This is a genomic window from Enterobacter sp. MGH 4, assembly GCF_000534735.1.
In the GTDB taxonomy this organism is placed as follows: Bacteria; Pseudomonadota; Gammaproteobacteria; order Enterobacterales; family Enterobacteriaceae; genus Enterobacter; species Enterobacter intestinihominis.
Genome location: NZ_KI973289.1, coordinates 723441 through 736019 on the forward strand (window position 1 = coordinate 723441; position 12579 = coordinate 736019).

Annotated in this window: 10 protein-coding genes; 4 read left to right on the plus strand and 6 right to left on the minus strand. The window is 55.3% G+C overall.

From position 1 onward, the window contains the following. Positions 1–71 precede the first annotated feature (71 nt). Together L350_RS18790 and ldcA are read right to left on the minus strand one after the other, a co-directional pair. On the minus strand, positions 72–1805 hold the full coding sequence (locus L350_RS18790) for a potassium/proton antiporter (protein WP_023306465.1): 1734 nt from the start codon (positions 1803–1805) through the stop codon (positions 72–74). A 97-nt stretch (positions 1806–1902) separates the two neighbouring features. Next, positions 1903–2817 (minus strand): muramoyltetrapeptide carboxypeptidase, encoded by a 915-nt coding sequence (gene ldcA, locus L350_RS18785; protein ID WP_032624072.1) that lies wholly within the window; start codon positions 2815–2817, stop codon positions 1903–1905. A 107-nt stretch (positions 2818–2924) separates the two neighbouring features. Here ldcA and emtA point away from each other — a divergent pair, with 107 nt between their 5' ends. Next, entirely contained in the window at positions 2925–3536 is a 612-nt protein-coding gene (gene emtA, locus L350_RS18780; protein ID WP_022648424.1) for a membrane-bound lytic murein transglycosylase EmtA, read from the plus strand. A gap of 37 nt (positions 3537–3573) precedes the next feature. On the opposite strand, the gene L350_RS18775 is transcribed toward emtA, so the two are convergent. Then, complete coding sequence (locus L350_RS18775) at positions 3574–4305, minus strand: flagellar brake protein YcgR (RefSeq protein ID WP_032624073.1); 732 nt, start codon at positions 4303–4305, stop codon at positions 3574–3576. A gap of 160 nt (positions 4306–4465) precedes the next feature. Between L350_RS18775 and L350_RS18770 the strand changes: the two genes are divergently transcribed. Continuing rightward, a complete protein-coding gene (locus L350_RS18770) occupies positions 4466–6568 on the plus strand; it encodes a TonB-dependent siderophore receptor (protein WP_032624074.1) in 2103 nt (700 codons plus the stop codon). 72 nt (positions 6569–6640) lie between these two features. Here the strand turns inward: L350_RS18770 and L350_RS18765 are convergent, their stop codons facing one another. The 3 genes from L350_RS18765 to L350_RS18755 form a co-directional block, all read right to left on the minus strand. Beyond that, entirely contained in the window at positions 6641–8323 is a 1683-nt protein-coding gene (locus L350_RS18765) for an alpha,alpha-trehalase (protein ID WP_032624075.1), read from the minus strand. Positions 8324–8536: 213 nt separating this feature from the next. After that, positions 8537–9547: a type I glyceraldehyde-3-phosphate dehydrogenase gene (gene gap, locus L350_RS18760; RefSeq protein ID WP_023300338.1), complete on the minus strand. Its 1011-nt coding sequence runs from the start codon at positions 9545–9547 to the stop codon at positions 8537–8539. A gap of 78 nt (positions 9548–9625) precedes the next feature. Further along, positions 9626–10606 (minus strand): GlxA family transcriptional regulator, encoded by a 981-nt coding sequence (locus L350_RS18755; protein ID WP_023300337.1) that lies wholly within the window; start codon positions 10604–10606, stop codon positions 9626–9628. A gap of 930 nt (positions 10607–11536) precedes the next feature. Here L350_RS18755 and L350_RS18750 point away from each other — a divergent pair. Further along, entirely contained in the window at positions 11537–12031 is a 495-nt protein-coding gene (locus L350_RS18750) for a hypothetical protein (RefSeq protein WP_023300336.1), read from the plus strand. Positions 12032–12054: 23 nt separating this feature from the next. Then, positions 12055–12558, plus strand: a complete 504-nt coding sequence (gene tssJ, locus L350_RS18745) for a type VI secretion system lipoprotein TssJ (protein ID WP_022648418.1) — start codon at positions 12055–12057, stop codon at positions 12556–12558. Positions 12559–12579: the final 21 nt, after the last annotated feature.

The following is a 12579-nucleotide window of genomic DNA, read 5'->3' on the forward strand; positions in this document are numbered from 1 at the left end:
TCGCCTTACCCGGCCTACAAAAGCCCGAACGTAGGCCGGGTAAGCGTTAGCGCCACCCGGCAAAAAAGCAGCTACTCCGCCTCCTCCTCCATCGGCCTTACGCCGACTTTGCGCACCGCGTTATCCTCTTTCTCGGCCACTGTCCAGACCATCCCGGCAAACTCCACCTGGTCACCGACGACCGGTGCAGCCCCTAATAATTGCTGAATAATCTCGCCCAGTGTTTGCTGGTTATCGCGATTCTCCATTCCTCCCTCCAGCCCATAAATCAGCGCCACATCCGCAAAGCGGGCGCTGGCTTCGAGGATAAAATCGCCGAAGAAACGCTGATCCAGCGCCACCGGGGGCGACTGGCTGAACAGCTTGCCAAGGGCAGGCAGGTCGCGCTCGCGGCCAATCACGCAGAGGATATCGTTCTCTCGCAGCCGCGTGCTGCCGGTCGGGTGAAGCAGGGCGTTATCCCGGAACAGGGCGGCAATGCGCGTTTCAGCGGGCATATGCAGATCGCGTAGCGAAGCACCCACGCACCACTTATCGGCGCTTAGCTGATAGACAAACTGTTCCCACGGGTTGTCTGGATGAATATCCAGCCCCACGCGGGAGACCGGCCAGCCAACGGGCGGTACCACCACTTTGGCTTTTTTCGCCGCCCAGCCCAGCGACGTCCCCTGGAACAGCAGCGATACCAGCACCACGAAGAAGGCGACGTTGAAGAACAGACGAGCGTTGTCCAGCCCGGCCATCATCGGGAAAACCGCCAGGATAATCGGCACCGCGCCGCGGAGCCCCACCCAACTGATAAATATCCGCTCACGCAGGTTAAACCCGCGGAACGGCAGCAGCCCGGCAAACACCGACAGCGGACGGGCGATGAAGATCATCCAGGCCGACAAAAGCAGCGCTGGCACGACGATAGGCAGCAGGTCGGAAGGCGTCACCAGCAGGCCCAGCACCAGGAACATGGCGATCTGTGCCAGCCAGGCCAGCCCGTCAAAGTTTTGCAGTATCGCATAACGGTTACGAATCGGTCGGTTGCCCAGCAGGAATCCACAGAGGTAAACCGCCAGAATACCGCTGCCGTCCAGCGCGGTGGTGACGGCAAAGATCAGGATCCCGCCGCTCAGGGCCAGCAGCGGGTAAAGGCCGGAAGGCAGCGTAATACGGTTGATTGTCTGCTGTAACAGGTAACCGCCGCCGAGACCAATGATAATCCCGAGGCCAAACTGCTGGAGGATGTGCCAGGCGAACATCCAGCTCAGGCCAGTTTCGTGCTGCTGGATCATCTCAATCAGGGTGATGGTCAGGAACACCGCCATCGGATCGTTGCTGCCGGATTCAATCTCAAGCGTGGAGCCAACGCGCTCGTTCAGCCCCTTGCCGCCGAGCAGCGAGAACACCGCCGCCGCATCGGTAGAGCCGACAATCGCGCCAATAAGCAGGCCTTCCATCATATCGAGGTTAAACAGCCAGGCTGCCATCATACCGGTCAGGCCGGAGGTGATTAGCACGCCGACGGTAGCCAGAGACAGCGCCGGGCCTAAGGCAACGCGAAACGAACTTGCCTGGGTGCGCATGCCGCCGTCCAGCAAGATCACCGCCAGCGCGAGGTTACTTACCATATAGGCGAAAGGGTAATTATCGAAGGGGATACCGCCGATTCCGTCAACCCCCGCCAGCATGCCGATAGCCAGGAAAATGACAAGAATAGGTATGCCAAGGCGCGATGAAAATGAACTTAATAAAATGCTGAAGGTTACCAGGATGGAACCCAGAATGAAAAGACTGATTATCGCTGTGGCACTCAATGTCGTCTTACTCCCACCTCAATGTGAACGCTGTTATTAAAACCCTAACATATTAACAACTGTATCTGCGTTTTATTGAGGGGGAATAACGGCTTTTTTATGCCTTTAAGACCGGATGACCGCTGATTGTTAACCGACTGCCTGAATTACCGTGTGCAAGGTGCGCCCGGGCACCCAGAGGCAAGGTAACGGTTTGCTGCTCATGGCCGAAATTCAGACCGGCGATCACCGGGATATCCAGCCGGGAACGAATGAAATCGACCATCGTCTCCAGCGTGTAGCCCGCGTCGTAATCGTTGGGGGCTGACCCGCTGAAACTGCCCAGCACAATGGCCGACTGCCGATCCAGGATCCCGGCGTGATAAAGCTGTAACAGCATGCGTTCGACGCGGAACGGGTGTTCGTTGATATCTTCCAGCACCAGAATGCCGTCCTCGATCTGCGGCAGCCACGGTGTCCCAATCAGCGATACCAACATCGCGAGGTTTCCGCCCCACAGCTGCCCTTCACATTCCCAGTGCGGTCCGTTGCCTTGCCACGCGACGGTAAACGTCGGGTTTTGCAGGGCGCGCCAGAAATGGTCCTGCGTAAACGCATCCAGCTCCGGCGCACCAAAGTTGCCGGTCAGCATCGGGCCGCTAAAGGTAATGACGTTATGCAACGCCAGCAGGCCGAGCTGGATCGCCGTGAAATCGCTGTGTCCGCAGATTAACAGCGGATCCTGCTGCTGGCGTGCGGCCAGCCCGGCCCAGTCGATGCTCTCCAGCAGCCGGCTTGCGCCATAGCCACCGCGCACGGCCAGCACAATAGTGTTTTCACCTTCCAGCGTCGCCAGGCTGTTGATATCGCTCAGTCTCTGCGCCTCCGTACCGGCAAAACGCTGCATGCGGCGGGGGATAATTGTCTGATTTTCTACCTGATGGCCCATTTCCAGCAGGCGCTGAACGCCCCGCTGTGCCCCCTCCTGGTTGATGCAGTAGCCCGACGGTGCAATGAGATGAAACTGAGGCATGGCAATTCCTTGCTGAATGAGAATCTAATTGTCTATATCATGCCGCTTATACGCCGCCTGCTTCAAGGGGCGACGTACCGCGATGACCGGCTATAAGGATAGATGACGTGAAATTGAGATGGTTTGCTTTTTTGATTGTGTTGCTCGCTGGCTGTAGTTCAAAACATGATTATAAAAATCCCCCCTGGAATCCTGAAGTCCCGGTAAAGCGGGCCATGCAGTGGATGCCGATCAGCGAACAAGCCGGGAAGGCCTGGGGCGTGAGCCCGCGCCTGATCACCGCGATCATCGCCGTGGAGTCCGGCGGTAACCCGACGCTGGTGAGTAAATCGAATGCGGTGGGGCTGATGCAGTTAAAAGCCTCTACGGCGGGAAGAGAGGTCTATCGCTACATGGGCTGGAAGGGACAGCCATCCACCAGCGAGCTGAAAAACCCGGAACGTAATATCTCTATGGGAACCGCTTACCTGAGCATTCTGGAGCATGGCATTCTGAAGGGGATTGACGATCCGGAAGTGATGCAATATGCGCTGGTGGTGTCGTACGTTAACGGAGCTGGCGCGCTGCTCCGAACCTTCTCATCCGATCGCAAAGAGGCGATAGAAGAGATTAACGATATGGATAAAGATGAATTCTTCGAACACGTTGTGAAGAATCATCCGTCAGCACAGGCTCCACGTTATATCTGGAAAGTACAGAAAGCAATGGACGCCATGTAACGTCTTTGTCGGGCGGCAGCACGCTGCCCGACGCCTTTCAGCGCACTTTATTCGCGCGTTCCCGCGCTTCACGCTCCAGTGAAAAAATGATGCGCTGTAGTTCGCGCTCGGCGCCTGGCCCGACATTCAGAAAGCGAAAACTCAGTCGCGGCGTGGTAATGGTTTCGTTTTTGCCGTCCACCACCTTGCGCTCGCTGATGGCAATCAGCTGGGCGTCAAACCAGAAGCGTCCCCATCCGCCCATATCCAGCTCGATCTGACTAAAACGCATACCTTCCACCAGCCCTTCCGGCTTCGGCATATCCATCAACGCTCCCATGCCGCCCAGCGACAGGTCGAAGAGACGAAAGCGGATCTCTTTCTTGTCCGGCATTTTTGCCTTACAGAAGTAGGCCGGGTGAAGCGGGGCGCTGATGCGAAAAAACTCGCGGCGCTGCACGAACCAGAGATTAGCGGGCAGGGGGGTGATAAACGCAGGCAAACCCTGGTACACGATCGTGGTCAGGTGAGGCAGTATAAACTCAACTTTAGCCCCCTGCGTTTCGGCCATCACCGAGAGGTTTTCTGCCTGTAGCGCGGCACGGTTTTCATCGCTCTGGCTACCCAGATCCACGATCAGGTGTTCTGCCGTCACGTCCAGGATCTTGCTGATAAACTGGCTGGTTGACCAGTTGATGCGCAGCGGCACCTCGCCCTTTTTCAGGTCGCGTAACACCCCTAATACAGCCAGCGGATTTTGTTTCAGGAACTGCTCACTGTAGCTACTCACGCCAGATGGCTCCTCGATAGATGACAGACTGTCTCTGGGTTATCGGCACGCTGGCATGAAACTTAATACAAACGATCTGTTTTTCTCCGCTGATATTGATTCGGTAATAAAAATGATAATAATTGTCGTTCCCAATATCATCTAATAATAAGACGACACTATGAGCACCTCACGTTTTGCGTTATGCGCGTTGGCAGGCGCCGTTACGCTGGCATTGCAGACACAGGCTTTCGCAGAAGAACCCACCATCGTGGTAACCGGTACAGAGCAGGGCAGCGCGCTCCCTGCCTGGACCAATAGCGCCACGAAATCAGCCGTCGCGGAAAGTAAAACGCCGCAGGTGATCAACACCATCGCCGCTAAAGAGATTGAGCAGCGGCACGCCAGTTCGGTAAACGAGATCCTGCGCTATGCGCCGGGCGTTTCCACGGAGGTTCGCGGCAGCACTTCTTATATGAGCGAATATAAAATTCGCGGGTTCAACGTCGATCAGGAGTTCTACAACGGCCTGCAACTTCCCTTTAACGTCACCGGGAACTCCAAAGCGCGAATCGATCCGCTGCTGATTGAGAGCGTCGATATCCTGAAGGGGCCGTCATCCGTGCTGTATGGCGGCGGCTCCCCGGGTGGGCTGGTCAATATTCAGAGTAAAAAGCCGCAGAAAGAGGCGAAAACGGAACTGGGCTTTAATACCGGAAACCGCAATCTGAAAGAGGGGTACCTGGATTCCACGGGGCAGATCGCGAACAGCGACTGGAACTATCGTCTGCTGGGCAAAGCGACGGAAAGTGACGAACAGGCGCACACCACGCGCTATGAAAACTATCTGGTGGCCCCCTCCGTGACCTGGCAGCCGGATGACAAAACGCGCCTGACCATTGACGCGCTGGCGCAAAATACGCCGAGCCTGACGCCGTCTGATCCGATGCCGCTAAGCTATCTGCGGTCTAAATACGCCGATCGTCGTGACTATGCCGGGGATGAGTGGAGCGGCTTCAAACAGCGCCAGTGGATGCTGGGCTACAGCTTTGAGCATGAGTTTGACAGTGGCTGGGGCTTTAACCAGAAAGCGCGCTACTTTGACGTGGATACCCACCAGCGCAGCGCCTATTCCACCGGGACGGGCAGCGAGGTCTACCAGCTTAACCGCTTCGCCTATACCACGGATGAAGATTTGCAGAGCTTCAACATTGATAACCAGGTTACCCGAACCGTCGCGCTGGGGGACTGGCAACATCATCTGCTGGCGGGCTTTGACTACCAGAAGCTGAACTCTCACTTCCATTATCGTTACGCCTCGTCCACACCGGGTATCGATATGCGCAATCCGGATCACTCGCAGATCGATAACGATGCGCTGGGGCTTGAAACCGCGCAGAAAAACCGTCTCGGCTATCAGCAGAATGGCTATTACCTTCAGGATCAGATTGCGTTTGGCGGGCTTAACGTGCTGGCCAGCCTGCGCTTTGACGACTACCGTTCCGTCACCACCAACTATCTGCAAAACGGTGACAAAGCTTGGGTATCGCAGGATCGCCTCACCAAACGACTGGGGGCGCTTTATGCCTTCGAAAATGGTCTCTCGCCGTTTATCAGCTATTCGGAAGGTTTCGCACCGGTATCGCCGCAGGGTACGCTGACCGCGAAAGACGTTAAGCCCACCACCAGTAAGCAGGTGGAGGGTGGGGTGAAATATCTGCTGGCGGAATATGCAACTACCTTCACCGCCTCGGTGTTTAACATTCGTCAGAAAAATGTGGTGACCAGCGATCCGGGCTTCCTCAACTACCGACAGACCGGGGAAGTGGAATCGAAAGGCGCGGAGCTTTCCGCTATTAGTCGTCCAACGGATAACCTGACGCTGATTGCCAATTATGCCTACACCCACGCCATCAATACCGAAGATGACAAGTACCAGGGCAAACGACCGACGCAGGTCCCTGAGAACGCCTTTAATTTGTGGGGAGATTACACCTTTGACAGCACGCCGCTGAGAGGGTTAACGCTGGGGGCTGGTGCACGCTACACCGGGCCGATGGAGATCTCGCCAGCCAATGATGCAGGCAAGCTGGGCGGTACGACGCAGTACGATCTGGCGGCATCTTACCGCATGGGCGAACTGGCGCCATCGCTGGAGGGGCTGACGCTGAAAGCGAGCGCGCAGAACGTCACCAACAAAGAGACGCTCACCTGCTATGACGCGACCAACTGCTGGATAGGCCGCGACCGCACCTTCCAGGTCGGGGCGAGCTACAGCTTCTGAAAAAAGCCCGGTGGCGTTACCGCACTGAACAGTCCCCTCGCCCCTTTGGGGAGAGGGTTAGGGTGAGGGGCGCTACTGCGCCGCCTGTTTAGCAGGTGCAACATCATCGTTTGCCGCAGACTGATTCTCCGGTACGCTGTCGCACGGCTTCTCTTTCGGGCAGACCATGTCCAGCATCCTGAGCGTCACACCGTTACTCCAGCCGAAACCGTCCTGCAACGGATACTCACCGCCGCCACCGCCGGTACCTGTCGAAGAGACATCGTACTTCTCAACCAGTTTCTTCTCGCGATCGTAGGTATGCTGAACGTTTTTCAGGAAACGCCAGGTCACGTCCATCGCCACTTTCTGCTGACCATAGTTCTGCAATCCTTCCACCGCTACCCACTGCAACGGCGCCCAGCCGTTCGGCGCATCCCACTGCTGCCCGCTGTTGATGGTGGTGGTAGAAATACCGCCCGGTTTCAGCAGGCGCGACGATGCGGCTGCGGCCACTTTATCGGCGCGATCCTGTGATGCGGCCTTCACATACAGCGGGAAGAGGGCCGCGGCAGTCAGCTGATTACGCACCTTCCTGGTTTTCAGATCGTAATCCGCATACCAGCCCTCTTTATCGTTCCACAGGTGGCTCTCAATGGCTTTCTGACGTGCGGAGGCCAGCGCGTCATATTTACTTGCACTTGCGGTATCCCCGTCTTCCTGGCTGGCACGGGCCAGCAGTTTTTCCATCTTAAACATCAGCGCATTCAGATCCACCGGCACGATGCTGGTGGTGCGGATGGTACCCAGCTTCTGGGGATCGTCCATCCAGCGGGAGCTGAAATCCCAGCCCGAGGCCGCGGCAGAGCGCAAATCACGGTAAATCTCGGTGGCCGGACGGTTAGGGTTATTTTTGGCGGTGGTCACGTCATCCAGCCACGACTCAGGGCGTGGCGTGTCCAGATCGTCCCAGTAGCGGTTGAGGAGGGAGCCGTCATCCAGCTTCACTACGCGTTTGTTTGCCTGACCAGGCTGGAGCCCATCAGCCCCCTCCATCCAGTAGGCATACTCCTTCTCCATCTGCGGACGGTATTTCTTCAACGCGTCGCTGTCATGCGTGGCCAACAGTTCCACCATCAAAGAAAAGAACGGCGGCTGAGAGCGGCTCAGGTAGTAACTGCGGTTACCGTTAGGGATATGGCCCCAGGTATCAAGCTCGTATGCGAAGTTGTCCACCATGTCGCCGATCTTATCCCAGTGGCCGCTCTCGGCTAGCCCCAGCATGGTGAAATAGCTGTCCCAGTAATAGACTTCGCGGAATCGTCCTCCCGGCACGACATAGGGTTTTGGCAGAGGCAGGAGGGAGTCCCATTTGTTCGCTTTGTCGGTGGTGCGGGTCAGCACAGGCCACAGATCGTCTATGTGTTCGCGCAGGCTCTGGCCCTCAGGGGGAACATATTTCTCACCCTCCTTCGGCAGGATAAAGTTCATCTCCACGAAGTGACGCAGGTCAAAACCGGACTGGGTATGCTGCATCCGGTAATCCGCCAGGATCATCAGCGGGTCGCTTTTGGGAACGGCATCCGCGAAGGTTTTCTGATCCGGGAACAGTTTGGCGCTCTGAACGTCATTAAAGAGGGGGCCAAGAAGAATATCAGGTGAGCTTTGCTGGCTCGTTGGCTGGTCTTCAGCATAACCAAATGCGGTAACACCGAGTAGTGCGCCTGCCAACGCAAGGGGTAAAAAAGCGGGGCGTCGTGCGCGAGGTCTTATCATCGGTTCGTCTCCTGTCTTCGCTGAGCAGCGTGACCGCTGTTGTCAATTACCTGAAAACCTTAGACGAATATCGATAACTTCGCGTGTTGAATGTCCCATTTTTCGCATAACCAGATAATTCGGGTGCGCTTTCACTACACCAGGGTTGGATTACTTAATTTTTAACCACACCACGGAAAGGCCGGGTAAGCTTCATGCCACCCGGCTTAAGCCCTACAACCCTTTTTTATCCATCAGCACCGCCAAATCCACCAGACGGTTTGAGAAGCCCCACTCGTTGTCATACCACGACAGGATCTTCACCATATTTCCGCCAATCACCAGCGTTGAAAGCCCGTCGATAATGGATGAGCGCGGGTCGCCCTGATAATCACTGGAGACAAGCGGTTCATCGCTGTAGCCCAGGATGCCTTTCAGCGGCCCGCTACCGGCAGCCTGACGGAACGCGTCATTCACCTCTTCGGCGGTCACGTTGCGGCTCAGCGTCACCGTCAAATCGACAATCGACACCACTGGCACCGGCACGCGCAGGGAATACCCGGTGAGTTTACCGTCCAGTTCGGGGATTACTTTCCCGAGCGCTTTTGCCGCGCCGCTGGAATAAGGCACAATCGATAATGCTGCCGCACGCGCGCCGCGCAGATCTTTTTCTGGCTGGTCATGCAGCGCCTGGCTGTTGGTGTAGGCATGCGTGGTGTTCATCAGCCCGTGTTCAATGCCAAACTGCTGGTGCAGCACCTGCGCCGCTGGCGCCAGACCGTTAGTGGTGCAACTCCCGTTACTGACCACAAAATGCTGGGCCGGATCGTACAGCGTGTGGTTCACGCCCATTACCACCGTAAGATCATCATTTTTAGCCGGGGCGGAAATAATGACGCGTTTTGCGCCGCCGCTCGTGATATGCACCGCCGCTTTATCACGTTCGGTGAAGAAACCGGTGGCTTCAATTACCACCTCAACGTCAGCGTCTTTCCACGGAATGTTTGCCGGGTCGCGTTCACTGAATACGGTGATGCGTTGCCCGTCAACCTGTAGCGCGCCGTCCGCCGCTTCCACAGGTACCGGTAGCATGCCGAGCAGAGAGTCATATTTCAGCAGATGGGCGAGGGTTTTACTGTCCGTCAGATCGTTAATGGCCACAATCTGGAGATCCGGATTGCCCAGCGCCGCGCGCAGGACATTACGTCCGATACGGCCGAAACCGTTAATACCGACCTTAACCATGATGCACTCCTTATCTGTGTTGTCTGGAGTTACTGTAGGTGTCAGGTCGGTTGGCGTAAATGACAAAAAAGGATCAGATTACGCCATTCTGCGGCAGTGGAAGCGCTGGCGATATTCCCCCGGCGTGAGATGAAGCTGCTTTTCAAAAACGCGGCGCAGGTTGATGCTAGTCCCAAACCCGCTTTTTTCGGCAATGACCTCAAGCGGATACGGGGTCTGCTCCAGAAGCTGTCGTGCGGCGGCCAGGCGCGCTTCGGTGACATAACGGGCCGGAGGTACACCGACGTCACGCGTGAACACGCGGGTGAAATTGCGCGGACTCATGGCGACCCGTTCGGCCAGCCTTTCGACGCACAAATCTGCGGTGAGGTTTTGCAGGATCCAGCTTTGCAGTTCGCTAACCGGTCCGGTCGCGCCGGACTGCTCCAGATTATAGCGGCTGAACTGTAGCTGGCCGCCAGGCCGGCGCAGGTACATCACCATATCCTGCGCCACGTTGCGGGCGAGGGTGAAGCCGTAATCATCCTCCACCAGCGCCAGCGTCAGATCAAACCCGGAACTGACGCCGCCGGATGTCCAGACGGGACCATCCTGAACATAGAGCGGGCCGCCCTCAACGTTGACCGCAGGATAGCGGGTTTTCAACGTTTCCAGAAGCCGCCAGTGGGTCGTTGCCCGGCGCCCATCGAGAAGTCCGGCCTGTGCCAGCAGCAGGGCCCCGCCGCAGACAGAGGCGACTCGTCGCGCATGCGGCGCGGCCAGGTGCAGCCAGTCCACCACCGCAGTGCTTTCCTGCTCATTCATGCCACGGCCGGTGATGATAATCGTGTCCAGCGGCTCGCGCGGATCCAGCTCCGGCAGGCGATAGTCCGCCAGCAGATTTAAGCCGGACTGGCCATGGATCACCAGGTGAGGCTGGGTAGTGGCAATAATGATGCGGTAGCGGGGCTGCGCCAGACCGTCAGGGTGCAGACGGTTGGCCTGCATCAGAATGTCGGCTATACCGGCGGCTTCAAACAACATGCCACCATCAGGAACGATTATCAGGATCTTCTTCATGTCATGAAAAGTACCTTTCTTACAATATAAGTCAAGTGGAGGACGTTGACCGTTACCGAGCACGGTTCTGGTCAACCCCGATGCCGGCAACGGCACATATTTTGATACCCACTTAACCTGTTTTTACCGCTCGGCCTGTAAGCTATGGTGCGGGAAAGCAAAGAACTCATAACAAATTTTCATCATGTTTGTAATAAGTCGTCGGAGTGGTGGAAAGCAAGCAATAGTGTAGTGACGGTAAAATGCCAAATGAAGTTCGCCTGTCGAAAGCAGCGTCTTTATTCATTACCTGGAAAGGGTGGGTTATATTTTGAGCAATGCTTTGGCGAGCAAGATTGTAGTCAGGCTTAATTATTCATACGGCCCAGACGAAAGAAAATTATCTTAAGAAGGGGGGAGAGCATAAAGTTAATTTGCGGCGTGAAATTAATTTTTTCATCCTTACTGTGTTTTCTTAATTTGATGGGACATCGTCCTGAGTATTGACGATTAGCTATCGATACAACAAATAATTCGTGTGAGATATATTCATATGCAACTGAAAAATTCTCCGTTCTACTAATTATGGTAGTGGCAGAAATAGTGGTATTACGTTAGTGATAATGGTTCTCTTTTGGGTTTTTTTGTCTTTAAATCAGTTAATTGCGCGATTTCTCTATTTTTCAGATTAATCTCAGAATGAGGCGAATGCCTCATGAATCAGCAGTAGCGAAAAAGGAAATATTGAAAAGGCGATAAGCTCATGTAAACTTGTTTACCGTTTGTCAAAATATGTCAGGATTACGCTGGGCCTTATTCTCGAAGGCTCGTGCGGTAGCTATGCCCAAATAATAGTAACGCCCCGGAAAAACCTGACTATTTTTAACAATAGCACCTAAGTCAAATTTTATCCCCTCTCTTCATCCTCTAAATATCGCTACGGAAAAGCATATGAAACTGCGTGTATTGTTATCACTTCTGTTTGTTATGGCGGTGGCGGGCTGTAAGGCGCCGCAAAAACCAGCGATCACCGATGATACGATTGTGACCAGCCAGGTTAATGGCATCACGCTGACGCACCGTCACGCTGTTACCCCTCCGGCGGAGTTCACTCAGGTGAATGAACCGTATCGTGCTATGTACCCGGCATCCCTGATGAGCCGTCCTGACTACGGTGGAAAAGTGATCCGTACGCTTGAGACCGGAAAAACTTACGTCGTGCTTGGGCAGGTTGAACATTTCTGGATGGCGCTGGCCGATGATGGGAGTGAACAGCTGATTGGTTACGTGCCGATGCGTGCCGTGATCAAGGCCGACCAGTACGAAGCCACCGTGCGTAAACAGGCACTGCGCCCTAAAGCGCGCAAGAAAACCACCTGTGTTGATGTCGATGGCAACAGCAAAGCCTGCAAAGACAGCGCGAACGGTACCTGGATCCTGAACTAAACGGGTTTCACGAGCATATTTTTATGAATAATAAAAATTTCCATCGGATGTGGTTCCCTTTTTTTGCGCTGATTCTCGCGCTGATCGGTGGTTGTACGTCGTCTTCACACAGCGACCCCTCCCGCTACAATCTTCAGTTTCAGGCTCATCCTCAAATCAATGATTCTGCACCGCTTAAGGTCAGAGTATTGCTGCTGAAATCCGATGCGGATTTCATGTCCAGCGACTTCTACTCCTTACAGAACAACGCGTCAGCCACGCTTGGCGCGAATCTGCTGAACAGCGATGTGTTCTTCCTGATGCCGGGCCAGCTTTCGAAAACCCTGAGCGGTCAAAGCTCACCGGAAGCGCGCTATATCGGCGTAATGGCGGAATACCAGGCACTGGACGGCAAAAAATGGCGCGTCTCACTTCCTTTGCCTGTTCCAGGCGAAAACGCGATTTACCAGTTCTGGAAATGGTCCGCAGATGAACTCCAGGCCAGCGTCTTCCTTGACGTAAATGGTATCCGGGTCATCAGCCAGTAACGCCCTTCATAACAGGAAAGA